The following is a 25,348-nucleotide window of genomic DNA, read 5'->3' as shown; positions in this document are numbered from 1 at the left end:
ACTCTCCTGACTCAACGAAGGGAGCGCATCCGACATGACCACCAAGCCGCACGACATCTCGCCCGACACCACGCACGGGGAGTTCTGGGACACCTTCTACAGCGCCGAGGACCGCGTCTGGAGCGGCAGGCCCAACGCCGCCCTGGTGCGCGAGGTCACCGGGCTGACCCCCGGCCACGCACTGGATCTGGGCTGCGGCGAGGGCGCCGACGCCATCTGGCTCGCCCGGCAGGGCTGGCGGGTCACCGCCGTCGACGTCTCCCGGGTGGCCCTGGACCGCGGCGCCGGACACGCGGCGTCGGAAGGTGTCGGCGACCGCATCGAATGGCAGCCGCACGACCTGTCCGTGTCCTTCCCGGCCGGCACCTTCGACCTGGTCGCCACCTACTTCCTGCACTCCTGGCTGGAGCTGCCCCGGGAGCGGATCCTGCGCAGCGCCGCGGACGCCGTCGCACCGGGCGGAGTGCTGCTGATCACCGGACACGCCGGATTCCCGTCCTGGGTGACGGACCCCGATCGGGACATCCACTTCCCCACCCCCGAGGAGGTGCTCGCCGGGCTCGACCTCGCGGACGGGGAGTGGGACGTCCTCGTCAGCGAGGCCCACGAGGAGAAGACGACCGACCCCGAAGGAAAGCCGGCCACCCGCATCGACAACACCGTGAAGGTCCGCCGCCGCTGACGGGGCTTCCCGGCCGCAGACGGGGAAGCGCCCCTGCCTCAGGAAGCCCCCCGCCGACCTCAGGAACCGGTTGACGAACCGGTGCGCCGGAACGCCCAGTCCATGCGTGGCTCCACCAGGGCGCGCAGGACCCGTCGCACCGGTTCCGTGCACAGTGCGGTGATCATGAGCACCGCGGCCGCCGTGACGGTGAGCTCCCCGAGCGGGGTGTGCAGCCACGGATGGTCGTACCAGTCCCAGAAGCGGGAGGACTTGATGATGAAGCCGTGCAGCAGATAGCCGTACAGCGTGCCCGAGCCGAGCGCGGTGAACCACGTCCGGCGCCCCGGCACCCAGGCCAGGAAGCAGGCCGTCAGCACCAGCGCCAGACCGAAGAGGGCGGGCGTGGTGAGCAGACCGGCCCAGGGCGGTACGCCGTCCAGCTTGGCGACGCTCTTGCGGTGGTAGAACCACTCCGCGTCCATCCAGGGCGCCACCGCGTACGCCGTGCACAGGGCGAAGGCCGCCACCGGAAGGGCGACCAGCCGGGCCCGCCGGGTCCGCAGCCGGGTGAAGTGGTCCGGGCGCAGGGTGAGCCCGACCACGAAGAACGGGAGGAACGCCAGCACCCGCTGGAGACCGAGGTCCCCGCCGGCCTCCGGCGAGATCGAGGCCAGCGCGGACACCGCCAGCGCGACCGGCACCGGATGGCGCAGCGTGAGCCACAGCGGTGTGGTGACCCGCCAGATGAACAGCGCGGCCAGGAACCACATCACATACCAGGGGTCGAGCAGGCTGATCGGATAGCCCGGATCGTCCTGCGCCCAGCGGTAGAAGAGCGTGTACGCCACCTCGAAGACCAGGTACGGCACGACGACGCCGGTGAGCAGCCGCTTCACCCGCCCCGGCGCCATGTCGAAACTCCGCGAGAAGTAGCCCGATATGAGGGCGAACGCGGGCATGTGGAACGCGTACACCGTCAGGTAGATCGCCGTGGCCGCCCGGCTGCCGTAGGTGAGCGGCTCCCATGCGTGGCCGCACGCCACCAGCACGATGGTGAGGTACTTCGCGTTGTCGAAGTACGGGTCGCGCGTCCGGCCTCCGGACGCGCCGCCATCGCGCGGCCGTGGTACGGCCGGTGGTGCGGTCACACGGGCGGCGGTCTCCTGCTGCACAGATTCTCCAGTACACCTTTGATCGAGTTGACAGTCGAATCCTGGTCGTCTGCCCCGCTCTGCTCCTCTCATGCGGCCCAGGACTCGTATCCCAGTACGTGCGGTTCGGCCGAGCGGTTCACCGGCGGGCGGCACGTCCCGGGGATCCCCTGCCCGGCCTCGGCCTTCCTCCTCAGGACACGGGGAGCCTGCCGAGCGAGGTGAGCTCGGCGTGTGCGGAGGCGAACAACAGGGCGACGGCCAGGGCGCCCGGGTCGGGGACGCCGCGCGAGTGGTCGCCGGTGTAGCTGGCGCGCCCGCGGCGGGCGCGCAGATCGGTCGTGGAGCGGGCGCCCCGGTGGGCCGCCACCGCGGCCACATGGAGCGCGTGCGCGGGGTCGGCGGTGGGTTCGCAGGAGGCGAGGGCCCGTGCGGCGGGGACGAGGGCGTCCACCATCGTCTTGTCGCCCACCTCGGCCTCGCCGACCCGCTGGATCGCGGCCGCGCCGGCGGCGGTGCCGAGGGCCAGCGCCGCGGTTCCGGGCGGGTCGGCCGCCATCCCCAGCGCGTCGGCGAGCTCCTGGAAGAGCAGCCCGAACAGGGGGCCGCTGGTGCCGCCGACGTCGTCGAGGAAGACCCGCGCGGCGGCGTCCAGCGGTGCGTCCGGGCCCCGCCGGTCCCGCTCGCCGTTCCCCGAGCCCGCCGCCAGGGCGTCCAGCGCGCGGCGGACACCGTCCATCCCGGTGACCAGATTGGCGCCGAAGTCCCCGTCGCCCGCCTTCTGGTCGAGCGCGGTGAGCTCGGGCTCCACGGAGCGTACGGTGGCGGCGAACCGTGTCATCCAGTCCATGACGGCGGTGTGGGTGAGGCCCTTGGGGCCGGGCTGGTGGGGCATGAGCGGGGCAACTCCTCGGGGCGGAGGCGGGGTCACGGAGGCCGGACGGATCACAGGGGCCAGGCGGGGGTGCGGGCGGGGGCGTCCCACAGCCGCAGCGCCTCCGCGTCGGTGGCGAACAGGGTCAGCGAGAAGCCCCGCATGTCCAGGGCGCTCACGAAGGTGCCGGTCAGTGACCGGTCGAGGCCGACACCGCGGTCGTCCAGGGCCTTGGCGACCGCGTGGCGGATGCCGTACAGCTCCAGCGAGGTGATCGAGCCCAGCCCGTTGACCAGGGCGAGCACCCGTGTCCCGGCGCTGTCGGGCAGCGCGGCCAGCAACTGGTCGGTCATGGTCTCGACCAGCTTGCCGAGCGGGGCGTGCGGGGTGGTCCCCTCGGCCCGCTCGCCGTGGATGCCGACCCCGAACTCCAGGACGTTGTCGGGCAGGGTGAAGGCCGGTGTGCCGGACTGGGGCGTGGTGTGGGCGGCCGCGGCGACGGCGAGGCTGCGGGCCCGCCGGGTCACATCGGTGCCGAGCGCCACCAGGTCCTCAAGACCGCGCCCCTCGTCGGCGGCGGCGCCGAGGATCTTCTCGACGATCAGGGTGGCACCGGTGCCGCGGCGGCCGACCGCGATGTCGTCGGAGTCGGTGGCGAGGTCGTCGTCGATGAGGAGACGGGCGCAGCGGATGCCCTCGTGGGCGAGGCGCTCGGCGGCGATGCCGAAGTTGATGCGGTCGCCGGTGTAGTTCTTGACGATGTGCAGCACCCCGTCGGCCCGGGCGACGGCCCGGCTGGCCTCGAAGATCTGCCGGTTGTGGGGCGAGGCGAAGATCCGGCCGGGGCAGGCGGCGTCCAGCATCCCCGTACCGAGGAAGCCGGAGTGCAGCGGTTCATGGCCGGAGCCGCCGCCCGAGACCAGCCCGACGCGGCGGGTGGGTGCGGTGTGGCGGGTGCGGAAGTATCCGTGGTCGGGGTTGTAGGCGACGAGGTCGGCGTGGGCGGCGGCGAAGCCCGCGAGCGCGTCGGGAACGAGAGACTCGGGCGAGTCGCGGAAGTACTGGGGCATGGTCTCGGCTCCCTGGGCGAGTGGGGCGGACGGGGTGGACTCGGCGGTCGAGCGCCGTCTCGGCGGTACGAGGGCTCAGGCACAGATAGTCGCCGCGACGCGGCGGCAGGGTGCTCAGGCTGGACAGCAGCGGGACCCCAACGGCCTACTGGCATACGCCGGTCGGGTACTGACGGAGGTGGCCGGGGAGGGGCTGGGGGGGTGCCCGGGGAGGGCTCGGCCTCGTGTGCCGACGGGACGGTGGAGAGGGAATCGTGTGCCGACGGGGAGGGCCGGGGTAGGGATCGCCGGACATCCGGCACCACCCACAAGGAGCCACCCATGTCCCTCGATGACTTCGAGCGCTACCCCCTGCTGTTCGGCCCCAGCCCGATCCACCCCCTGGACCGGTTGAGCGAGCGCCTCGGCGGGGCGCGCGTCTGGGCCAAGCGCGAGGACTGCAACAGCGGACTGGCCTTCGGCGGCAACAAGACCCGCAAGCTGGAGTACCTCGTCCCCGACGCGCTCCGGAAGGGCGCGGACACCCTGGTGAGCATCGGCGGTGTGCAGTCCAACCACACCCGCCAGGTCGCGGCGGTCGCGGCGAAGCTGGGGCTGAAGGCCGTCCTGGTGCAGGAGAGCTGGGTGGACTGGCCCGACTCCGTCAACGACAAGGTGGGCAACATCCTGCTCTCCCGGATCATGGGCGCGCGGGTGCGGCTGGTCGACGCCGGATTCGGCATCGGCTTCAAGGACAGCTGGACCCGGGCCCTGGAGGACGTACGCGCCGCGGGCGGCACGCCGTATCCGATCCCCGCCGGGGCCTCCGACCATCCGCTGGGCGGTCTGGGCTTCGCCAACTGGGCGCGGGAGGTCCAGGAACAGGAGCGGGAGCTGGGGGTCTTCTTCGACACCATCGTGGTGTGCAGCGTCACCGGCTCCACCCAGGCGGGCATGATCGCGGGTTTCGCGGGCCAGGACCGCCCCCGCCGGGTCCTGGGCATCGACGCCTCCGCCAAACCGGCCGAGACCCGTGCCCAGGTGGAGAAGATCGCACGCGAGACCGCCGGGCTGATCGGCCTCGGCCGGGAGCTGCGCGATGAGGAGATCACCGTGCTGGAGGGCTGGGCCGGGGACCTCTACGGCGTCCCGGTCGACTCCACCCTCGAGGCGATCCGGCTCACCGGAAGCCTCGAAGGGGTGATCCTCGACCCGGTCTACGAGGGCAAGTCCATGGCCGGGCTGATCGACCTCGTCCGCGACGGCGGCATACCCAAGGACTCCAACGTGCTCTACGCCCACCTCGGCGGCCAGCCCGCGCTCAACGCCTACAGCGGCGCCTTCCGCTGAGAACGGGGCGATGGACGGCCTCCGCCGGGGTACCCGGTCCAGCCCCGGGCCACGCCGACCCCGTGGCCTCCCCACCCCCGTAAGACCAGGGACCCAGGGTGACGGATATGAACACCGGGAACGACCGGCACGCCGGAGAGGCCGCGCCCTCCCACGGCCCGCTGTCGGGCTGCGTGGCGCTGGTGACCGGCGCGTCCAGCGGCATCGGAGCGGCCACCGCCGTGGCGCTGGCCCGGCAGGGAGCCGATCTCGCGCTGGTGGCCCGCCGCACCGAACGGCTGGAGGACCTGGCCGCCACGGTACGGAAGGAGGGCCGCTCCAGCGCCGTCCTCACCGCGGATCTCCGGGACACGGCGCAGGCCCGCCAGTGTGTCGAGGACGCCGTCGAGCGGTGCGGACGGCTCGACGTGCTGGTGAACAACGCCGGTTCCGTGGTGCCCGGCAAGGTCGAGGAGAGCGACCCCGAGGGCTGGGAGCGGATGCTCGACCTCAACGTCAGGACGGTGCTGCACACCTCCCAGCAGGCGCTGCCGCATCTGCTGCGGACGGCGTCCGGCGGCCCGCGCGGGGTGGCGGATCTGGTGAACGTCAGCTCGGTGGCCGGCCGGCTGGCACGTCCCGGCAACGGCGTCTACTCGGCCACCAAACACGCGGTGGGCGCCATGAGCGAGGCCATGCGCCAGGAGGTGACCGCCCGCGGTGTCCGGGTGGGGCTGGTCGAGCCGGGCATGGTCGCCACGGAGCTGACGGCCGACAGCGCGATGGCCGCCGCCGGGCGCGGCATGCCGCGCGAGTCCTGGCTGCACCCCGAGGACATCGCCCGCGCGATCGCCTTCATGGTCACCCAGCCCGCGCACGCGGCCGTCAACGAGATCATGGTGCGCCCCACCGCCCAGGAGCACTGACCGCACCGCCCCGACCGCCCCGTCACGCCATGGCGCAACGGGCCGGAGGCGCGTGCCACCCCCGGCCTGGTGCCCCGCCCTCGCGGAAGCCCGCGCAAGGGATTTACAACGTTGGAAATTATCTCTAGCGTTGCGCCACGCAGGGCCCGGGCCCCTCTCCCCCTTCACCACTCCTCCCGAGGGAGCGTGCATGACCACGCGGTACCGAAGACACCTCCTGTCCACCCTGCTGACCCTCCTGGCGGTCCTGGGCTCTCTCCTGGCCGTCCAGGCACCCCCGGCCGCGGCCGCCTCCGGGACCCTGCTGCGCGACGGCACCGGCCTCTATCCCCGCGCGCTGCGCCTCCAGCACAACGGCGCCGCCAACGGCCGCGTCCTCGCCTCGGTGGTCACCTTCCGCGGCTCGGACGGGCTCGGTGCCATCTACGAGAGCACCGACGACGGCGCCACCTTCCGGCAGGTGGGCGAGGTGGCCGACCCCGAGGCGTCCGGCGGGCAGGGCGAATGCTGCGCCACCCTGTACGAACTGCCGCGGGCCGTCGGCGCCATGCCCGCGGGGACCCTGCTGTGGGCGGCCTCCATCGGCCAGGACGAGCCGGACCGCCGAATGGCCATCCGGGTCTTCCGCAGCAACGACCGGGGCCGCAGCTGGTCCTATCTGTCCACCGTGGCCACCGCCCCCAACACCAAGGGACTGTGGGAGCCGGAGTTCTCCATCGACTCCAGTGGACGGCTGGTGGCCCACTACTCGGACGAGACCGATCCCGCGCACAGCCAGAAGCTGGTCGCCGCCCGCAGCGCGAACGGGATCACCTGGACGGGCCACCACGCCACCGTCGCCAGCAACCTCGCCTCCGACCGGCCCGGTATGCCCATCGTGCGCAAACTGCCCGACGGCCAGTACTTCATGGCATACGAGATCTGCGCCGCCCAGGGGCAGTACTCATGCGTGGTCCACTACCGGACCTCGTGGGACGGCTGGAACTGGGGCGACCCCGCTCACCTCGGCTACCGTCCCGAGACCGCCGACGGGAAGTACTTCACCCACACGCCGAACCTCGCCTGGGCCCCCGAGCCCGGAAATCCCCGGGGCAAGCTGTTCCTCGTCGGCCAGGTCCTGAACAACGCCGACGGCACCACCGCCACCGGCAGCGGTGCCACCGTCTGGACCAACAGCAACGGCGGCACCGGAGCCTGGCGTTCGATCTCAGCACCGGTGCGGGTGGATTCCAAGGTGGTCGACTGGTGTCCCAACTACAGCTCCGCGCTGCTGCCCTCGGCGGACGGCAGCCGACTGCTGGAGATCGCCACGGACTACGTGGGCACCGTGTGCAAGCCGTTCTACGCCACCGGGGGGAGCTGACCCGGCGGAACACCCGCTGAGCGGCGCGGTGTTCACCGGGCCGCGGAGCCCCCGTCCGGCCGTTCGGGGCCGGCGCCCAGCATGGTCCGTAGGACCGTCTCCACCAGGGCGTCGGCCTCGGCGCGCGTCGGTGTGCCGAGCCGTTCGTCCAGCAGCAGTGTGCTCAGCCCGTGGACGAGGGCCCAGATCCCGACCCGCAGCGGTTCGCGCCGCTCGGGTTCCGCGACGGCCGCGATGCGCTCCGCCACGATGGCGATCGCGGCGTCGGAGGCGGCGATGGTGTCGGGGTGGCCGCTGCACGCCTGCCCGAACATCAGGCGGTACACCCCGGGGTGGTCCAGCGCGTAGTCGACCGCCGCGCACGCCATGGAGATGACCTCCGCGCCGGGCTCCTCCCCGGGGGCGACCGCGGCGAGGCGTTCGCCCAGCTCCGTGAAGCCCCGGGTGGCGAGGGCGGCGAGCAGCGCCTCCTTGTCGCGGTAGTGGCGGTAGGGGGCGTTCGGGGAGACCCCGGCGTGCCGGGCGACCGCGCGCAGCGACAGCTCGCCCGGGCCCTCGCTGTTGAGGAGCGCCAGGGCGGAGTCCAGCAGGGCCGCTCGCAGATCCCCGTGGTGGTATCCCGAGCCAGTGGATGTTGACAGTGTCCACACCTCCATCCTTCAATGTGGACATCGTACACATCGATGCGGGCCGGTCCATGGGGACGCGGCCCGCGCACAGGAGTGCCCGATGACCGAACGACTCGCCCCGCCCCCGCAACGCCCCTGGCTGTATCTGTGGGGCGGCGCCGCGGCGTCCCTGCTGTCCGTCGGCGGCCGGTTCGACGTGCCCCTGGCCGCATGGGTGGCGCCGCTGCTCCTCCTCCGCTTCCTGCGCCACACCCGCCCGCTCGCGGCCCTGCCCGCGGTGTTCGCCGTCACGGTGGCGTCGGCCGCGGTGTGGATGGCCGAACTCGCCGTACCCATCACCTGGCTCACCTTGCTGGGCGATGTGGCCTTCGGAGTGGCCTACGGAGTGCCGTATGCGGCCGACCGGCTGCTCGGCCCGCGCGCCGGCACCCTCGGCCGGGTGCTGCTGTTCCCCGCGACGGCCATGTCCGTGGAATTCCTCCTCGGCACGTACGGCCCGTTCGGCACCGCCTACGGCATGCGGGCCGCGTCCCAGCACGCGAACACCGCACTGCTCCAGATCACCGCGCTGACCGGGCCGTACGTCATCGCCTTCGTCATCGAGGCGGGAGCGACCATCGGCAATCTGGTCTGGGAGCGCGGGCCGCACCGGCCCGCGCCGCGCTGGGCCGCCGCCTACGCCGCTGCCGTCGCGCTGATCGTCGTCGGCGGCCAGCTCCGCATGATGTCCACGGACACGGGAGCCGAGACCGTCAAAGTGGCCGGCGTCAATCCGAGCCAGGCGGCCATCGACGCCGAGACGGCGGTGCACGGCGCCTCCCGGCTCGCCGTCACCGATCCGCGCCGCGTCGACCGGGCCGATGTGCGCCGGGCCATGCGACCGCTCCTGGACGACCTCTTCCGCCAGACCGCCCGGGCGGCCGCGGCCGGTGCGCGGATCGTCGTCTGGTCGGAGAACGCCGCGCGGGTGGCCGACGAGGACCACCGCGCGTATCTGCGCCAGGCATCGGCGACAGCGGACGCGCACGACGTCTACCTCCTGGTGGCCGACCTGACCTATCTGCCGGACGCGCCCCACGGCAGGGACGAGACCCATCTCTTCGGCCCCGACGGCAGGAAGCTGTGGGACTACGAGAAGGCCCGGCCCATCCCCGGGCTCGAGATCTACACACCCGGCGACGGCCACGTGCCCGTCGTCGACACCCCGTACGGCCGACTGGCGAACGTCATCTGCTACGACGCCGACTTCCCGGCGGGCAATCACATCGACGCCGACATCGTCTTCGTCCCCGGCGGCGACTGGCCCGAGATGGGGCGCACCCACACCGCCATGGCCGGGCTGCGCGCGATCGAGAACGGCTACGCGCTGGTCCGGCAGGACTTCAACGGCCAGTCCAGCGCCTACGACGCCACCGGACGGCTGCTGTCCACGCAGGACACCACCACCGACGCGGGCGTCTGGTACGCCGACGTTCCCGTCCACGGCTCGCGCACCCCGTACTCCCGCACGGGCGACCTCGTCTCCTGGGCGGTGCTCGCCGGCACCGTGGCCGCGGCGGTGGTCCTCGTCAGGCGCGTACGCCGCCACCCCGCTCCGCCATCCGGGTCCGCCTCCTCCGCGCGGGCGTCCGCCGTTGGCCCGGGCAGGTGACGGACACCGGCCGGGCCATGACCCGAACGCCGTACGGCGGTGGCCGGGGGAGCCGACCCGGGACACCTGCCGCGATGTGACCACCCCACCCCGTACGGCCGTCGCACCGCACCCCGAGCCACGCCGCTGACCAGCGCCGACGGTCGCGGCGGTGGCGCGGTGGCGACTCATCGCACGAGCGGAGCGCGAGCGGCCGGAGCCACTTTCCGAGGCGCCGGACGCCCGCCATCCGGCCGACGGCACGGGCCGGGTGGGTGCTCGACCTGCCCCGCCCCGGATGACAGCGTGGCCGACATGGAGCACAGCCCAGGACCGCAAAACGTGCGCGCGAGGCTGCTGCTGGCCAGCGCTACCATGCTCTTCGTCGAGCTGGCGCTGATCCGGTGGACCGGCGCCAATATCGTCCATCTGAGCTATTTCTCGAACTTCATCCTCTTGGGCTCGTTCCTCGGGATCGGCCTGGGATTCCTGCTGCCCGCCGACCGTGGGCAGTGGCTGACCCGCTGGACGCCCATCCCACTCGCCGTTCTCGTCGTCCTGGTGCGCGAGTTCCCCGTGCAGGTGCGGCAGACCAGCGGCGAGGTCATCTACTTCACCGCCGTGAAGACCACCGGTCTGCCCCAGTGGGTGACCCTGCCGGTGCTCTTCGGGCTCACCGCCCTGATCATGATGGCCATCGGGAAGATGACGGCCGATCAGTTCCGCCGGCTGCCCTCGCTCGAGGCGTACCGCTTCGACCTGCTGGGCTCGCTCACCGGCTCGGTGTCCTTCGCGCTGCTGTCCTGGCTGCGCGCACCGTCGGTGGTGTGGGGGGTGATCGCCGCGGCGGCGCTGCTGACCCTCGGTGGCCTCCGCAACGCCATCAGATATTCGGTGCCGCTCGCGCTGATGGTGGCCATCCTGGCGCTGGAGACGGCGGCCAGCGGCATCTCCTGGTCCCCGTACTACAAGATCGAGGTCACCAGGCCGACCTCCGGCAGCCGGGACTACAAGATCTCCGCCAATGGCGTACCGCACCAGTCCATCGCCCCGCTGAAGGTGCTCAGACGCCCCGACTCCCCGTACGAGCAGCCCTACCGCGAGACCCCGCGCAACTCCCACCGCCGGGTGCTCGTCATCGGAGCGGGCAACGGCAACGACGTGGCGATGGCGCTCGCCCACGGCGCCCAGCGGGTGGACGCGGTGGAGATCGACCCCCGGCTCCAGGAGATCGGCGCGTCACTGCACCCGGCCCGGCCCTACGACAACCCCCGCGTGCACGTGCACATCAACGACGGCCGGGCCTTCCTGGAGCGCACCAAGACCCGCTACGACCTGGTCGTCCTCGCCCTGCCGGACTCCCTGACCCTGGTGTCGGGCGCGAGCAACCTGCGTCTGGAGAGCTATCTGTTCACCCGGCAGGCGTTCGAGGCGGCACACCGCCACATCGCCCCCGGCGGCGCGTTCGCCATGTACAACTACTACCGGCAGAACTGGCTCATCGACCGGTTCGGCTCCACGCTCACCTCCGTCTTCGGACACGCCCCCTGCATCACCCACTACGGAGGCAAGAAGGCGGCCATCCTGGTGGCCGGTGTCACCTCCAGCGACCAGTCCTGCACCGCCTCCGCGTGGCGCCCCTCCGGCCCGGTGCCCTCGGCCGCCAGTGACGACCACCCCTTCCCGTATCTGCTGCACCGCACCATCCCCACCCTCTACATCGGGGTCCTGGGCGCGATCCTGCTGGTGACGCTGGTGTCGGTACGGCTGACCGGGGTCCGGCTGAGGCGCACCGCCCGCTATGTGGACATGTTCCTGCTCGGCGCGGCGTTCATGCTGCTTGAGACCAAGAACGTGATCGGGTTCGCCCTCTACTTCGGCACCACCTGGCTGGTCAACGCGATGGTCTTCGCGGGGGTGCTGCTCGCGGTGCTGTGCGCGGTGGAGGTCCGGCGCAGGCTGCGCCGGGTCAATCAGCTGGTGCTCCAGCTGATGCTGTTCGCCAGCCTCGCCGTCGCCTGGCTGGTCCCGTCCCATGTGGTGCTGGGGCTGCCCTTCGCCCCCCGGCTGGCCGCCGCGATCGCGCTGGCCTTCGCCCCCATCTTCTGCGCCAACCTCATCTTCTCCGACCGGCTGGCGGCGGCCGCCGACCCCACCTCGGCGTTCGGCGCCAACCTGCTGGGCTCCCTGTTCGGCGGCACCCTGGAGTATCTGGCCCTGCTCACGGGCTATCAGGCGCTGCTGCTGGTGGTGGCGGTGCTGTACGCGGGTGCCTGTGTGGCCATGCGCTTCACCCGCCGTGGCCCCGGCGACGTCGCCACCCGGGAACCCCTCACCGTGCAGACGGCGCCACGCCCCTGAGCGCCCCTTCCCCAGCCGCCCCCGGCCGCCTTCCGGCCGGGGGCGGCCGTATGCGTGACACCGACCGCCCAATTCCTTGCGCGGGCCGCCGCGGTCACTCGAACATGACGTAGTCCGGGCGTGGCCGCAGGGCCAGCACCTCCTCCGGGGTCATCAGCCGGCTCCCCTCGGTGTCCTCCTCGTAGAAGAGCTTGAAGCCGGTGCGCACGCCCTCGGGCTGATTCCTGACCAGCTGCCGCCAGGTGTCCCGCTTCATCCCCGGCGAACCTATGCCGTCCGCGCTCTTGATGAACACCACCCCGGGCTGTGGGCGCAAGCCGGACTGGTCGCTGACGACGGACACGGCCACCTGGTGGAAGACGAGCGGCTTCTGCGGCAGATCGTGTTCGTCGACGATCCCGGAGAGATAGCGGGCCACATCGGTGAGCTCCTTGCCGCTGGTGTGGCCGTAGGTGTCCCCCGGCACCTCACCCGGACCCATCTCCCACTCCGGGTCCAGGGCTATGCCGACATCGGCGTGGACCAGCCATTGGCGCAGCGCCTTGACCTCGCCGAGGACCGAGGCCCGGCCCGGCTGGATGTTCAGCAGGAGCAGGGCGCGGTGGCGCTTGGCCGCGTCGTGGAAGCGGCGGATCGTGTCGGAGGAGGTGCGCGAGCGGTAGGTGCCATCGGGGCCCGCGGCGCTGTTGGCGACGGTCGCGAGGAGTTCGAGCACCGGCTGCGGTTCACGGTCCGCGGCGTAGGCACGGGCGGTCTTCTCGATCTGCCGCACCTGGTCGTCGAGGTCCCCGACGCCGAGCCGGCCGAGCGCGGCGGCCCCGGGCAGCCCGCAGTAGCCCACCAGCCGGTAGCGGGACAGCTCCCGGCCGCCCCTGGGCAGCTCGGGCCGCGGTTTCGGAGTGGGCGAGGGGGAGGGCTTGGACGGCGTGGCGGACGGGGAGTGCCGCGCCTTCGTGGACCCCCGCGGGCCCGCTCCGGAGGTGGAACCGGCCGACTCCTCGCCGCAGCCGGCGAGCAGGCCGAGCCCGGCCGCGGCGGCCACCGAGAGCATGCCGCGCCGGCTCGGTGACGGGGCCCCCGGCCCCCCGTCGCCGCCGTGCCGTAGGGCGTCCTGCCCGGCCGGCGCCCCGTCGGTCGTCGGCTTTCCGGATGTGCTGTGAGCCACGTTCCCTCCGTCCGCGGTGCCGGGTCGATCGACCGGGCACCGGTCTGTCGTGCGGGCCGATGGGTTGTCCGTGCCAGGCAGCCTGTCCGGTATGACGAAGGCGAAACGGAATAGTGTCCACCGGGCGGAGGGCATGAGTCGCTTTCAGCCCCGGCAGGCGCACAGTGGCTGGGCACGGGACGTTTGTACACGGTCGGCGAGGTCGCCGGCCTGCTTCAACCCGTTCTGGAATACGCCCCCTTGGCGCTCCTCGGGGCCGAGTCAGCCGACCGGTTCGGGCGGGCTCAGACGGCGGATCGGCGCGCCCTGGAGATAGGCGCCGATGTCCTCCACCACATCGCCGTAGAACCGCTCGTAGTTGCCCCGGGTGACATAGCCGAGATGCGGGGTGGCCAGCAGATTGGGCAGCGTACGGAACGGATCGCCCGGCGGCAGCGGCTCCCGTTCGAACACATCGACGCCCGCGCCCGCGATCCAGCCGTCCCGCAGCGCCCGCGCGAGCGCGGTCTGGTCCACGATGGCGGCGCGGGAGGTGTTCACCAGGAGCGCCGTGGGACGCATCAGCCTCAGCTCCGGCGCGCCCAGCAGCCCCCGGGTGCGGTCGCTGAGCACCAGATGCACCGAGACGATGTCGCTGGTCTCCAGCAGTTCCTCCTTCGAGTCCGCCGCCCGGACCTCCTCCGCCGCCGCGCGCTCGGCCGTCAGGTTCTCGCTCCAGGCGGCCACCTCCATGCCGAAGGCCCGGCCCACCCGCGCCACCTGGGCGCCGATCCTGCCGAGTCCCAGCAACCCCAGACGGCGGCCGTACAGCTCGGTGCCGACGGTGCTCTGCCACGGTCCGCCGTCCCGCAGCGCCGTGCTCTCCGGCACCAGATGGCGGGCGAGCCCCAGGATCAGCGCCCAGGTGAGCTCGGCGGGCGGTTGCGAGCCGCTGCCGGTGCCGCACACGGTGACGCCATGGCGGGCGGCGGCCTCCAGGTCCACCGACGCATTGCGCATTCCGGTGGTGACCAGCAGCTTCAGCCGTGGCAGCCGGGTAAACAGCGACGCGGGGAAGGGTGTGCGCTCCCGCATGATGACCACGATCTCGCAGTCCCCGATCGCCTCGGCGACCGCGTCCTCACCGGCGATGTGCTCATGGATCGGCACCACGTCCACCGCGTCCAGCACCCCCGACCAGTCGGCCGCCGACAGCGCCACGTCCTGATAGTCGTCGAGCACTGCGCAGCGCAACTTCATGGGACTACCTCGACTACCTCGGTTTCCTCGGACAGGTACGGTGTTTCTACCACCCATGTGATGGCACCCTGGAAAGGGGGGCCTGACACGTCGTCACCGCGTTTGCGGCGCCACCCTTCCGGATGACATCGGCCGCGCGGGCGTGGTGTCACAGACGTGTTTTTTCACCGAAAGTTGGCCTCTCATGGGGTGCTGAGACATGTGTGGTTGTTTTGCGTAGTGGCACACAGGGCACCGCACACCACTGACAGCAGGCATAATCGCTGCTGCGATGGGCGCAGACGCCCAGAAAGGGGACGAAGTGAAGTGAACGCGTTGAGCGCGGACAGCAGTGTTGGTTCGACCATCGAGGTCTTGGAGGCCGAACTCCCTCAGCTCCAGAAGCAACAGGAGGCACTCAAGGGTGATTTGGAGGCCGTCACCAAGCGGCTGGAGGCGGTCAGCACCGCCCTGAGCAGTCTTCAGTCCCTCTCCACCTCCGCGGTGCCCGAGCAGGGCGGCAACGGAGCCCCGGTGGCGGAGCCCGTGGCCCAGCCGGCCGCGGAACCGGCCACCGAGGCCACGGCCGAGGCCGCCGCGCCGGAGCCCGCCGAGGACACGGCCACCACCGGCCGTACCTCCGCCACCACCCGCAAGGCAGCCATCGGCCGTCAGCGCAGTGGCGGCAAGGCGGGCAAGGCCCCGGCCACCGGACGGGGCACCAAGGCGGCGGCCAAGAAGACCGCCGCCAAGAAGACCGCCGCGAAGGCCGCGGCGAAGGCTCCCAAGTCCGCCAAGGCCACGGTGAAGGCCACCAAGGCCACGGCCAAGACCGCCAAGTCCACCAAGGCAGCGGAGAAGCCGGCGGAGAAGGCCACCAAGGAGACGGCCACCACCTCCGAGCGCTCCACCGGGCTCGCCGACAGCGTGCTGACCGCGCTGCGCAAGGCCGGCCGCCCCATGCGGGCCTCCGAGGTCAACGAGGCCCTGGGCCGCGAGGAATCCCGCACCAATGTGAACTCGGTGCGCAACACCCTCGAGCGGCTGCGCTCCTCGGACCGGGCCCAGCGCTCCGGCCGTGGCCTGTACGAGGCCACGGCCACCAGCTGAGGGGTGCCGTCAGTTCACCGCCACCCATGTGTAGCGGTGTTCGGGACGGCCGGTGTCCCCGTACTTGAGCGTGAGGCTGATACGGCCCGCATGCTCGAGGTACTTCAGATAGCGCTGGGCCGTGGAGCGGCTGATGCCGGTGCGCTCCGCCACTTCATGGGCGGAGAGCGGGTGGTCGGCCTGGTCCAGGACCCGGCGTATGAGGTCGACGGTGGGCGCGGAGTGGCCCTTGGGGAGGGCGGGACCGGAGGTGTCGGCGGCCGCGAAGGCGCCGAAGATCCGGTCCACCCTCTCCTGGCCCGTCTCGCCGCGCCCGCCGACGCCCTCGAGGGTGCGGCGCAGTCCCGCGTAGCCGTCCAGCTTGGCCCGCAGCCCGGCGAAGCTGAACGGCTTGACCAGGTACTGGAGTGCGCCATGGCGCATGGCGGCCTGGACGGTGGCCACATCGCACGCCGCCGTCACCATGATGACGTCGGCGTGGTGGCCGAGCTGGCGCATCCGGCGCACCAGGGTCAGCCCGGTCTCGTCCGGCAGATAGTGGTCGAGCAGGACGAGGTCGACCGGGGTGCGTTCGAGGGTCGCGAGGGCCTGGGCCGCGGTATGGGCGCGGGCGGTGACCCGGTAGCCGGGCACCTGGGCCACATACGCAGCGTTGATCTCGGCGACGTGGAAGTCGTCGTCCACGACAAGAACGTCGATCATCGTGACTCTCCTGCTGCGGTGAACTCATGGGTGGGTGTGTCGTCCCCGGTGAGGGCCTCGGGCAGGACGACGGTGAACACCGCCCCGCCACCCGCCCTGGCGGTGACCCGGGCCATTCCTCCGTATCGCTCGGCCAGTCGCCGTACCAGGGCCAGTCCGATGCCCCGGCCGCGCGGCGACACCGCGGCGGACCCGTCGTGGGGATCGGGGCCGTCCGGGGAACCGGGAGGGGCGGGCCGCTTGGTGGACCAGCCCTCGGTGAAGATCTGTTCGCGCATCCCGGGCGGCACCCCGGGACCGGTGTCGCTCACCCGCAGCACGGCCGTGGTGCCCTCGGCCCTCAGCTCGACCTCGATGAGCGGGGTGGGCGGGCGGTGCGCGGCCACCGCGTCCAGCGCGTTGTCGATGAGGTTGCCGAGCACGGTCGCCAGATCGCGCGGATCGACCACCCGCCCCGGCAGCAGCGTCGCGGGGGAGATGCGCAGGGCCACCCCGCGCTCCGCCACGATGGCCGACTTGCCGACCAGCAGCGCCGACAGCATCGGATCGTGCACCCGTTCGGAGATCTGCTCGGCCGAGGCGCGCCGGGCGTTGGTCAGCTCGGCCACGAACTGCGCCGCCCGCTCGTGCAGTCCGAGCTCCAGCAGCCCCAGCAGGGTGTGCAGCCGGTTGGCGTGTTCGTGGTCCTGGGCGCGCAGCGCGTCCAGCAGCCCGCGGGTGCTGTCCAGCTCGCGGCCCAGCAACTCCAGCTCGGTGCGGTCCCGCAGCGTCGCCACCGCCCCGCCGTCCTTGGTCGGCATGCGGTTGGCCACCAGCACCCGGCCGCCGCTGACGGTCAGCAGATCCGCCCCGTCCACCCGCCCCGCCAGCACATCGGTGGTACGGCCCGGGGGCAGTGACTCCTCCAGGGTGCGGCCGGTGGCGTCCGGGTGGATCCCCAGCAGCCGTCCGGCCTCGTCGTTGACCAGGCGGATCCGGCCCTGCCGGTCGAAGGCCACCACCCCTTCGCGGATGCCGTGCAGCATCGCCTCCCGCTCGTCGAGCAGCGCCGAGATGTCCGCGAACGCCACACCGTGGGTACGGCGGCGCAGTCGGCGCGAGACGGCGATCGCCGCGAGGACACCCACCGCGAGCGCCGCCCCCGCGTAGAGCAGCAGCCGGGGCACCGCCGCCAGCAGCTGGTCGCGCACGCTGCCGTAGCCGATGCCCACCGACACCGCCCCGATGATCCGGCCGTCCCTGGCCCGCAGCGGCACCTTGGCGCGGGCCGAGCGGCCGAGCGTCCCCACGTCGATCTGGAGGACCTCCCGGCCGGACAGCGCCTCGCGCGGATCGGTGGAGACGTGTTCGCCGATCCGGGCGGTGGTGGTGTGCGACCAGCGCACCCCCCGGGAGTCCATCACCACGATGTACAGCGCCCCGGTGGACCGGCGGATCCGCTCCGCCGCCCGCTGCACCGGACCCGACGGGGTGGGCTCGGTGGCGGCGAGGTCCCGGGCGATGTCCGGATCGGCCGCTGTGGTCTGGGCGATGGCGAGCGCCTGGTGCATCGCCTGGTTGTCGATCTCGGAGCTGAGCGGGGCCAGGAAGAGCGCGGTCGCCAGCACCATCACCCCGGCGGTGATGGACAGCTGCGCGGCGAGCACCTGACCGGAGACACGCCGGGGCCATCGGATACGCATGATGGGCCCCCTGTCTCCCGTCTCGAGGTCCCGTGTGGTCCCGTACGCGAGCGGTAGTGCTTCGTCCGTTTATGGTGCTGTGAAGGCACCGTAAAGGCGCCCGGGGCGTATGCCCAGTCTCCGTAGCGTTTTCGTTGTGCGGGCGCGAGCAAAACGAGCAGAACGCGGTTTGTGAGCGCAAGGGCGCGTTGTGCTCACAAGACTGCCGCTGTGGCGCGGGTCACTCCTACCCTCCCGGCCATGAGCAGCCACACCAGCCCCGCCATCGAGCTGCGGGGAACGAGCAAGGCGTTCCGGACACCGTCCGGGGCCCTCCACACCGCGGTCAGGGATCTGGACCTGACCGTCGGGCACGGTGAGTTCGTCGCCGTCGTCGGACCCACCGGCTGCGGCAAGTCCACGACACTGACGCTGGTCAGCGGGTTGGAGGAGCCCACCGAGGGCGATGTGCTGGTGGCCGGTGAGCCGGTCCGCGGCATCGCCTCCAACGTGGGCTTCGTCTTCCAGCAGGACGCGGTCTTCCCCTGGCGCAGCGTGCTGTCGAATGTGATGGCCGGTCCGCGCTTCCGCGGTGTGCCCAAGGCGGAGGCGAAGGAGCGGGCCCGTGAGTGGCTGGCCCGGGTCGGCCTCTCCTCCTTCGAGGACCGCTATCCCCACCAGCTCTCGGGCGGCCAGCGCAAGCGCGTGGCACTCGCGTCCACCTTCGTCAACGACCCCGAGATCCTGCTGATGGACGAGCCGTTCTCGGCGCTCGACGTACAGACCCGCGCGCTGATGTCGGACGAACTCCTGGAGCTGTGGGCGGGGACCGGCGCGTGCGTCGTCTTCGTCACCCACGACCTGGAGGAGTCCATCGCCCTGGCCGACAAGGTCGTGGTGATGACGGCCGGACCGGCCACCGTCAAGGAGGTCTTCGAGATCGATCTGCCCCGGCCCCGCAAGGTGGAGTCGGTGCGGCTGGAACCGCGGTTCGTGGAGATCTACCGGGAGATCTGGTCCTCGCTCGGCGAAGAGGTCCGCATCACCCGCGAGAGGGGTGCCGTCGATGCCTGAGACCATCTCCGCCACGGCCGCCCCCGCCGTCGGCAAGACACCCGGTACCGAGCGTTCCAGGGCCCGGGCGCGCGCCGCGCGCAACCGTGCCATCCTCGTCCAGTCCACCCGGGCCCTGGTGCTCCTCGGCGTCATCGGGCTGTGGGAATGGCTGGCCCGCGCCGCCGTCATCGACCCCTTCAACTTCTCGATGCCCTCGAAGATCTGGGAGCAGCTCAAGCAGTGGGCGCTGCACGGCACCGCGCAGGGCTCGCTGTGGGAGCAGATCTGGTACACGCTCTACGAGGCGCTCCTGGGCTGGGGCATCGGCGTCGTGGCCGGTGTGGTGCTGGGGATCGCGTTCGGCCGGATCGCCTTCCTCGCCGATGTGCTCGGCCCGTACATCAAGGTGCTCAACGCGCTGCCGCGCATCGTCCTCGCGCCCATCTTCCTCATCTGGTTCGGCCTCGGCCCGGCCTCGAAGGTGGCATCGGCCGTCGTCCTGGTCTTCTTCCCCGTCTTCTTCAACGCCTTCCAGGGCGCCCGGGAGGTCGACCGCAACCTGGTGGCCAACTCCCGGATCCTCGGCGCGAGCAACCGCCAGGTCACCCTCCAGGTGGTGATTCCCTCCGCCACCTCATGGATCTTCACCAGCCTCCATGTCAGCTTCGGCTTCGCCCTCATCGGCGCCATCGTCGGCGAGTACATCGGCGCCACCAAAGGGCTCGGCCTGCTGGTGTCGTCCTCGCAGGGCACCTTCAACGCCGCCGGTGTGTACGCCGCCATGGTGATCCTCGCCGTGGTGGCCCTGCTCGCCGAGGGGCTGCTGACCTTCCTGGAGAAGCGGCTCTTCCGCTGGAAGCCCGCCCAGCCCGGTGAGGACCGCTGAGCCCCGCCTCCTCCGTCCCGGCTTCCCGGCTCCCGCCGGGCCCCGTCCTCCTTCTCCCCGCTTCGGCCCCTCCTTTCCCCGCTTCAGCCTCCCTCCTTTTCCCGCTCATCACCGCTCACAAGGACGTGACCTCATGCGCAGCAGTGCCAAGTTCTCCGCGGCCGCCGTCGCCGCGGCGCTCGCTCTGACCACCCTCACCGCCTGCGGCGGCGACTCCAGTGCCTCCGGCGGCGAGGACGGCAAGGTCAAGATCATGGTGGGTGGCCTGGACAAGGTCATCTACATGCCCGCGATGCTCACCCAGCGGCTCGGCTACTTCAAGGCGGAGGGCCTCAAGGTCCAGCTGCTCACCGAGCCCGCCGGGGTGCAGGCCACCACCTCGCTGGTCGCGGGCGATGTCCAGGGCGTCGTCGGCTTCTACGACCACACCCTCGATCTACAGGTCAAGGGCAAGCAGGTGGAGTCCGTCGTCCAGCTCGCCCAGGCCCCCGGCGAGGTCGAGGTGGTCTCCAACAAGGCGGCGGGTGAGCTGAAGTCGCCCAAGGACTTCAAGGGCAAGAAGCTCGGTGTCACCGGGCTGGGCTCCTCCACGGACTTCCTGACCAAGTACCTCGCGGTCGACAGCGGCGTGAAGACCAGCGAGTTCACCCCGGTGGCGGTCGGCGCGGGGCAGACCTTCATCTCGGCCCTCAAGCAGGGCTCCATCCAGGGCGGAATGACCACCGATCCGACGGTCGCCCAGATCGTGGAGCAGAAGATCGGCAAGGTCCTGATCGACATGCGCACACCGGAGGGATCCAAGCAGGCCCTCGGCGGCCTGTACCCCTCCTCCTCGCTGTACATGAACGCCGACTGGGTGAACGGCCACAAGGACACGGTGCAGAAGCTGGCCAACGCCTTCGTGAAGACCCTCAAGTGGATGTCCACCCACTCGGCCGAGGACATCGCCGCCAAGATGCCGAGCGACTACGCGCAGGGCGGTGCCAAGCTCTACGCGGAGGCCATCAAGAGCACCCTGCCGATGTTCACCAAGGACGGGGTGATGCCGGCGGACGGCCCGGCGACCGTCGAGCGCGTCCTCAAGTCGTTCAACCCCAATCTGAAGAACGCCACGGTGGATCTGAAGAAGACGTACACGACTGAGTTCGTGAAGAAGGCGGGCTAGGGGTTTCGTGGCGGAGCCGCATGCCGGTGTTGCGCGGATTGACAGTTCCGCGGTCGTGGCGGGCGGTGTTTTCTCCCTGGTTCACGAAGACGCGCCGGGTGGCCGGGCGGAAGGCTGTGCGGCGTCACTCCGCATCCCTTCCGAGGAGGAACACCGCATGACCCGACACGGAAGCAGACGCGTCACCGCGCTGCTGGCCTGTACCGCGGCCCTCACCGGTGCCGCCCTCAGCACCGGTGGGGCCGCTCAGGCGGCGGCTCCGGCGAAGGCGCCGACGGCGACCACCTGCACCGACCCCAAGACCGGCGTCCCGCTCACCGCCACGATCGAGGGGGACAAGAACGCCAATGCCATCTGGGGCACCCCGGGCAGTGTCGTCAACGCCTTCTCCGGGGACGACTGGGTCTTCTCCGACCTGATCAGCACCTCCGCCGTGGTCTGCCTCGGTGACGGCTCGGACAACTTCAACCCCAGCGACCCGACCAATGTGTCGGTGGGGACGTACTTCGGCGTGAGCGGCCAGAACGGCAACGACAACATCACGGGGGGCACCGGCAACGACTACCTCTTCGGCGACAGCCCCGACAACGCGTCCCACTCCGGCAACGACACCCTGATCGGCGGTCCCGGCTACGACGTGGCCAACGGCGGCCCGGGGATCGACCGGTGTGACGCCGAGGTCGAGATCAACTGCGAGCTCTGAGGACGGGCGGCAGGGGGCCTCGTAGGCCGCCGGGGGGGGATTCCCGGGCGGCCTACGTCCCGTCAGCGCACCCGGCTCATGCCGTCCAGGCGCCGGAGGCGGCCCTGGCGACCACGGTGCTCAGGATGCGTACGCCACGGGCGGATCCGGGGTCGACATCGGTGAGCCGGCGCACGCGCTGGAGACGGTAGTCCAGGGTCCGCGGATGGATGTTGAGCGCGGCGGCGGTGTTCCTGCGGTGCATGTCGTGGGCGTAGTACGTCTCCAGGGTGGTGAGCAGCTCGGGTCCGCGGGCGAGGGTCCGGGCCATGCCGGACAGCCAGCCGTCGATGTCGCGGTCCTCGGCGACGGCCAGTTCGACGAAGACATCGGCCAGGGTGTGCGGGCGGCGGGGCACGGGCTGGAGCGGAGCCGCCAGACTGATGCGCCGGGCGCGGGCGTACGCGTCGGCCAGCGCACGGACGCGGCCCGTACTGGTGCCGACCGCACAGGGCCGTGCCACCGCCTCGCCCGCGTCGCGCACGAAGGCGAGCGCCCGGTCCCGCGCCGACCGGTCGTGTGCCGGCCGGTCGTGTGCCGGCCGGGGCGTATCAGGGGCGCGGTCCTGGCCTGCGGGCACCAGGGCCACCAGCTCCTCCGCCCGGGGCCAGGCGATCGGCATCCGGTGGTGGGTCAGGAGGGCTTCGACGATCGCCTCGCGCCCTCCGGCGGTCGGGGCGGGACGTCCGGCGACGCGGACGACCACCACCTCGTACGACGCGGCCGGGCTCATGCCGACGGCGCGGGCGAGGCCCGGGGCCAGTGAGTCGTCGGCGAGGAGGGCCGTGGTGAGGGCGCGCACCCGGGCGACGAAGGGAAGGCGGCGCTTCTGCTCCGCCGCATGGCCGCGGGTATAGGCGTCGATGCCGCGGGTGCCCTGAGTGGTGAACCAGACCATGACCCGCATCAGTTCATCGGTGTTCTCCGGGCCGGACGCCTCCTGGATCTCCCGGAGCATGAGGTTGGTGTGCAGACCGAGGACCCGCCGCCGGGAAGCGGCGGACATCCCCGTCCTGGCCCGCGACGCGCCCATCGACGCGATGTGGTCGAGGTCCTCCTGGGCGAGGGGGATTCCCTCGGGGGCTAAGTCCAGGGTGCGGCGTCTGAGCCAGACCGCGTAGTCCAGCGCCTCGGCTCGTCGCCGGCCGTCTTGCTCCACGAACCGGTACTCGGGGATCTCCTGTCCGTAGACCTCCACTTCGTGGCGCGCGTCGTCCAGGGTGCGCCGGGCGAGTTCGGCGAAGAGATGACTTCCCATTGGGCGGTGCCTCCGTCAGTCGTTCGGGAACTCCCGCGGGACCGCACGAACTCCAGCGGGACCGCACGGGGGCAACCCCGCGCGGGAGGCGGTGCTCCACGCGGCGTTCCCGAGGTCGGATGGGTCGGGGCCGAGCATGCCACCACTCGCCGCCGGACGGTCGGCACGGACGGCGTCGTGTGCGCGGAAATTCACCTCGCGGCCGTCCCGGCGCTCACCGCGCGGCCGTGGCGCTCACCTTGCGGCGTCCCCAGCGACTCGCGTCGAGGCCGTCCCCAGCGACTCGCCTCGCGGCCGTCCCCAGCACCCAGCGACTCACCGCGCGGCCGTCCCCCAGCGACTCACCTCGCCGCCGTTCCCGCGACCGCGTCGGTCAGCCGGACGGCCGCGTCGTCGGCGAACAGCCCGCGGCCCGCCGCGACACGGCGCTCCCGCCACGCGGAGGGCTCGGTGAGCGCGTCGAGCAGCCGCACCAGCTCCCACGGGTCCCGCGCGTGGTCCGAGAGCCCCAGCGCGGCCATCCGCCGGACGCCCTCGCGGCCATGGCCCGGGATGGGGCGGTAGCCGATCACGGGTACCCCGGTGGCCAGCGCCTCCAGCGCGGTCTGACCGGCCGCGTTGTCCACCACGGCCCGTACGGCGGCCAGCAGACCCGGCATGTCCGGCTCCCAGCCGAGGGCCGCCACCTCCGGGTGGCGCGACAGCTCGGCGCGCAGCCGCTCGTCCCGGCCGCACAGCACCACCGGCAGATAGCCCGCCCCCGACACCAGCCGCGCGGTGTCCGCCACGCGTGTGCCCGCGCCCCACGCGCCCACGGACAGCAGCACCGGGGGCCGACCGGGCGCGAGCGCGCCCAAGTGCCGCCGCCACCGCGCCGCCCCCCGCGCCGGGCCGAAGAAGCGCGCCGCCACCACCGGCCCGGTGGCCACCGACGGGCGGCCCAGCGCCCGGCGCACCGTGTCCGCGGCGTCCGGGGTAACACACAGATGCAGATCGTTGCCCGGGTGCAGCCACTGGCGGTGCACCGCGAAATCGGTCACCACCACCGCGCTGGGCACCCCCAGGGCCCCGCGCGCCCGCAGCCTGCCGGTCAGCTGCGCGGCCAGATGGAACACCGGGACGACGACGTCCGGCCGCTCCCGCTCCACCAGCGCCAGCAGCCGGTCCTCGGCGAGCGCGGCCAGCGGGGCGCTGCCCGGCCTGGGGCCCCTGCCGGGGCGGAAGAACACCCGGTAGATGCCCTCGTACACCACCGGGGCGCGGCGGATGGTCGTCCGATAGAACGAACGCAGCCCCGCCCCGATCCGGTGCGGCAACAACTCCAGCACATCCACCCGGCCGGCCCCCTGACCCCGCTCCTCCAGCCTGCGGACCAGCTCGGCGGCGACCGCGTCATGTCCGGCTCCCATCCCGGCGCTGACAACGAGAAAGCGTGCCGACAGCGGGTGCATGACCACCTCCGATGGTGCGAGGCGCGGCTCCTCATGGCTCACTGGAGGTATCCGCTCCGCATGCCGTCAAACCGCGCGCCCGACGGCCGGTGACCCAGGACCAGCGGCCGGTCGGCGGCGAGACAGGGAGATGCCATGATCCGCCCCCTCCCGGACACCCCCCTGGATCGCGGCCGGGTGCGGGACACCGGGCATCCGGCAGCCACCGCGACGAGGGTCGCGCTGGTGACGGGCGCCTCCTCGGGCATCGGGGCCGCCATCGCCGACCGGATCGCGGCCGAGGGCGGATGGCGGCTGCTGGTCAGCGGCCGCCACCGGGAACGGCTCGACGGCGTGGCCGCCAGGACGTCGGCCCTCGCCCTCCCCGCCGACCTGGCCGCGCCGGAGGGCCCGGAGACGCTCTTCAAGGACGCCCTCCGTGCCGCCGGACGGGTGGATCTGCTGGTCGCGGGGGCGGGCGTGGGCTGGGCGGGCCCCTTCGCCACCATGCCGCCCGCCGCCATCGACCAGGTGGTACGCGTCGATCTGCTCGCCGCGATGCGCCTGGTCCGCATGGTCGTCCCCCGGATGGAGGCCGAGCGGCGCGGGCACATCGTGCTGATCGGCTCGGTGGCCGGGACCGTCGGGGTGCGCGGCGAGGCGGTGTACTCCGCGGCCAAGGCCGCGCTCGGCGTCTTCGCCGACGCCCTGCGCCACGAGCTGGGCCGGGCCGGTGTCCGCGTCACCCATGTGGTCCCCGGCGTGGTGGACACCCCGTTCTTCGCCCGGCGCGGCGCCCCGTACACCCGTCGGCTGCCCCGTCCGCTGCCGCCCGAGCGGATCGCCGACGCGGTCTGGGACGCGGTCGAGCACGGGCGGGACGAGGTGTACGTACCGGCCTGGATGCGGCTGCCGGTGGTGGTCCGGGCGCTGGCCCCACGGCTGTACCGCCGGTTGGCCACACGCTTCGGGTGACCCT

General features: G+C 72.1%; 22 protein-coding genes. 12 read left to right on the top strand and 10 right to left on the bottom strand.

The genetic code is table 11. The features are described from left to right. Positions 1-34 precede the first annotated feature (34 nt). Positions 35-682, top strand: coding sequence for a class I SAM-dependent methyltransferase (locus tag ACJX2R_RS04595; protein WP_413098888.1), 648 nt, complete (start codon positions 35-37; stop codon positions 680-682). A gap of 59 nt (positions 683-741) precedes the next feature. On the opposite strand, the gene ACJX2R_RS04590 is transcribed toward ACJX2R_RS04595, so the two are convergent. The 3 genes from ACJX2R_RS04590 to ACJX2R_RS04580 all read right to left on the bottom strand — a co-directional run bounded on the left by ACJX2R_RS04590 (position 742) and on the right by ACJX2R_RS04580 (position 3,759). Beyond that, a complete protein-coding gene (locus ACJX2R_RS04590) occupies positions 742-1,836 on the bottom strand; it encodes an acyltransferase family protein (RefSeq protein WP_413098887.1) in 1,095 nt (364 codons plus the stop codon). 172 nt (positions 1,837-2,008) lie between these two features. Beyond that, on the bottom strand, positions 2,009-2,710 hold the full coding sequence (locus ACJX2R_RS04585; protein ID WP_413098886.1) for a DAK2 domain-containing protein: 702 nt from the start codon (positions 2,708-2,710) through the stop codon (positions 2,009-2,011). A 50-nt stretch (positions 2,711-2,760) separates the two neighbouring features. Further along, positions 2,761-3,759, bottom strand: coding sequence for a dihydroxyacetone kinase subunit DhaK (locus ACJX2R_RS04580; RefSeq protein WP_262698258.1), 999 nt, complete (start codon positions 3,757-3,759; stop codon positions 2,761-2,763). Between the two features lie 321 nt (positions 3,760-4,080). Here ACJX2R_RS04580 and ACJX2R_RS04575 point away from each other — a divergent pair, with 321 nt between their 5' ends. The 3 genes from ACJX2R_RS04575 to ACJX2R_RS04565 all read left to right on the top strand — a co-directional run bounded on the left by ACJX2R_RS04575 (position 4,081) and on the right by ACJX2R_RS04565 (position 7,356). Beyond that, entirely contained in the window at positions 4,081-5,088 is a 1,008-nt protein-coding gene (locus tag ACJX2R_RS04575) for a 1-aminocyclopropane-1-carboxylate deaminase (RefSeq protein ID WP_413098885.1), read from the top strand. 107 nt (positions 5,089-5,195) lie between these two features. After that, complete coding sequence (locus ACJX2R_RS04570) at positions 5,196-5,993, top strand: SDR family oxidoreductase (RefSeq protein ID WP_262698260.1); 798 nt, start codon at positions 5,196-5,198, stop codon at positions 5,991-5,993. Positions 5,994-6,183: 190 nt separating this feature from the next. Continuing rightward, entirely contained in the window at positions 6,184-7,356 is a 1,173-nt protein-coding gene (locus ACJX2R_RS04565) for a sialidase family protein (protein ID WP_413098884.1), read from the top strand. Between the two features lie 32 nt (positions 7,357-7,388). On the opposite strand, the gene ACJX2R_RS04560 is transcribed toward ACJX2R_RS04565, so the two are convergent. After that, positions 7,389-8,006, bottom strand: coding sequence for a TetR/AcrR family transcriptional regulator (locus tag ACJX2R_RS04560; RefSeq protein ID WP_262698262.1), 618 nt, complete (start codon positions 8,004-8,006; stop codon positions 7,389-7,391). 79 nt (positions 8,007-8,085) lie between these two features. Between ACJX2R_RS04560 and ACJX2R_RS04555 the strand changes: the two genes are divergently transcribed. Further along, positions 8,086-9,636, top strand: a complete 1,551-nt coding sequence (locus tag ACJX2R_RS04555; protein ID WP_413098883.1) for a nitrilase-related carbon-nitrogen hydrolase — start codon at positions 8,086-8,088, stop codon at positions 9,634-9,636. Positions 9,637-9,957: 321 nt separating this feature from the next. Then, on the top strand, positions 9,958-11,976 hold the full coding sequence (locus ACJX2R_RS04550) for a spermidine synthase (RefSeq protein WP_413098882.1): 2,019 nt from the start codon (positions 9,958-9,960) through the stop codon (positions 11,974-11,976). Between the two features lie 94 nt (positions 11,977-12,070). Here ACJX2R_RS04550 and ACJX2R_RS04545 read toward each other — a convergent pair whose 3' ends face one another. Further along, positions 12,071-13,141: a hypothetical protein gene (locus ACJX2R_RS04545; RefSeq protein ID WP_413098881.1), complete on the bottom strand. Its 1,071-nt coding sequence runs from the start codon at positions 13,139-13,141 to the stop codon at positions 12,071-12,073. 261 nt (positions 13,142-13,402) lie between these two features. Next, positions 13,403-14,380, bottom strand: a complete 978-nt coding sequence (locus ACJX2R_RS04540) for a D-2-hydroxyacid dehydrogenase family protein (RefSeq protein WP_413098880.1) — start codon at positions 14,378-14,380, stop codon at positions 13,403-13,405. A 306-nt stretch (positions 14,381-14,686) separates the two neighbouring features. On the opposite strand from ACJX2R_RS04540, the gene ACJX2R_RS04535 reads away from it, so the two are divergent. Continuing rightward, positions 14,687-15,469 (top strand): prephenate dehydrogenase, encoded by a 783-nt coding sequence (locus ACJX2R_RS04535; protein WP_413098879.1) that lies wholly within the window; start codon positions 14,687-14,689, stop codon positions 15,467-15,469. Between the two features lie 9 nt (positions 15,470-15,478). Here ACJX2R_RS04535 and ACJX2R_RS04530 read toward each other — a convergent pair whose 3' ends face one another. Both ACJX2R_RS04530 and ACJX2R_RS04525 read right to left on the bottom strand, forming a co-directional pair. After that, positions 15,479-16,171, bottom strand: coding sequence for a response regulator (locus tag ACJX2R_RS04530; RefSeq protein WP_137976266.1), 693 nt, complete (start codon positions 16,169-16,171; stop codon positions 15,479-15,481). Next, entirely contained in the window at positions 16,168-17,853 is a 1,686-nt protein-coding gene (locus tag ACJX2R_RS04525) for an ATP-binding protein (protein ID WP_413098878.1), read from the bottom strand. The genes ACJX2R_RS04530 and ACJX2R_RS04525 overlap by 4 nt, the downstream gene beginning before the upstream one ends. 240 nt (positions 17,854-18,093) lie before the next feature. Here ACJX2R_RS04525 and ACJX2R_RS04520 point away from each other — a divergent pair, with 240 nt between their 5' ends. The 4 genes from ACJX2R_RS04520 (at position 18,094) to ACJX2R_RS04505 (ending at position 21,642) form a co-directional block, all read left to right on the top strand. Continuing rightward, positions 18,094-18,906 (top strand): ABC transporter ATP-binding protein, encoded by an 813-nt coding sequence (locus ACJX2R_RS04520; RefSeq protein ID WP_044580123.1) that lies wholly within the window; start codon positions 18,094-18,096, stop codon positions 18,904-18,906. Next, positions 18,899-19,774: an ABC transporter permease gene (locus ACJX2R_RS04515; RefSeq protein ID WP_413098877.1), complete on the top strand. Its 876-nt coding sequence runs from the start codon at positions 18,899-18,901 to the stop codon at positions 19,772-19,774. The genes ACJX2R_RS04520 and ACJX2R_RS04515 overlap by 8 nt, the downstream gene beginning before the upstream one ends. 133 nt (positions 19,775-19,907) lie before the next feature. Further along, the gene (locus ACJX2R_RS04510) at positions 19,908-20,939 is read left to right on the top strand and encodes an ABC transporter substrate-binding protein (protein WP_413098876.1); all 1,032 of its coding nucleotides are present in this window, start codon (positions 19,908-19,910) and stop codon (positions 20,937-20,939) included. 157 nt (positions 20,940-21,096) lie between these two features. Next, positions 21,097-21,642 carry a hypothetical protein gene (locus ACJX2R_RS04505; RefSeq protein WP_385207064.1) on the top strand — a complete coding sequence of 182 codons (546 nt, stop codon included), beginning with the start codon at positions 21,097-21,099 and terminating at the stop codon, positions 21,640-21,642. A 76-nt stretch (positions 21,643-21,718) separates the two neighbouring features. Here the strand turns inward: ACJX2R_RS04505 and ACJX2R_RS04500 are convergent, their stop codons facing one another. Together ACJX2R_RS04500 and ACJX2R_RS04495 are read right to left on the bottom strand one after the other, a co-directional pair. Beyond that, a complete protein-coding gene (locus ACJX2R_RS04500; RefSeq protein WP_413098875.1) occupies positions 21,719-22,939 on the bottom strand; it encodes a PucR family transcriptional regulator in 1,221 nt (406 codons plus the stop codon). Between the two features lie 341 nt (positions 22,940-23,280). Beyond that, positions 23,281-24,390, bottom strand: a complete 1,110-nt coding sequence (locus ACJX2R_RS04495) for an MGDG synthase family glycosyltransferase (RefSeq protein ID WP_413098874.1) — start codon at positions 24,388-24,390, stop codon at positions 23,281-23,283. A 135-nt stretch (positions 24,391-24,525) separates the two neighbouring features. Between ACJX2R_RS04495 and ACJX2R_RS04490 the strand changes: the two genes are divergently transcribed. Then, complete coding sequence (locus ACJX2R_RS04490; protein WP_413098873.1) at positions 24,526-25,344, top strand: SDR family NAD(P)-dependent oxidoreductase; 819 nt, start codon at positions 24,526-24,528, stop codon at positions 25,342-25,344. Positions 25,345-25,348 lie beyond the last annotated feature (4 nt).

Source organism: Streptomyces sp. Inha503 (assembly GCF_047215865.1).
GTDB classification, from domain to species: Bacteria; Actinomycetota; Actinomycetes; order Streptomycetales; family Streptomycetaceae; genus Streptomyces; species Streptomyces lycopersici.
Note: the sequence above shows the minus strand (reverse complement) of the source record. Positions and strands in the feature narration are given on the sequence as shown.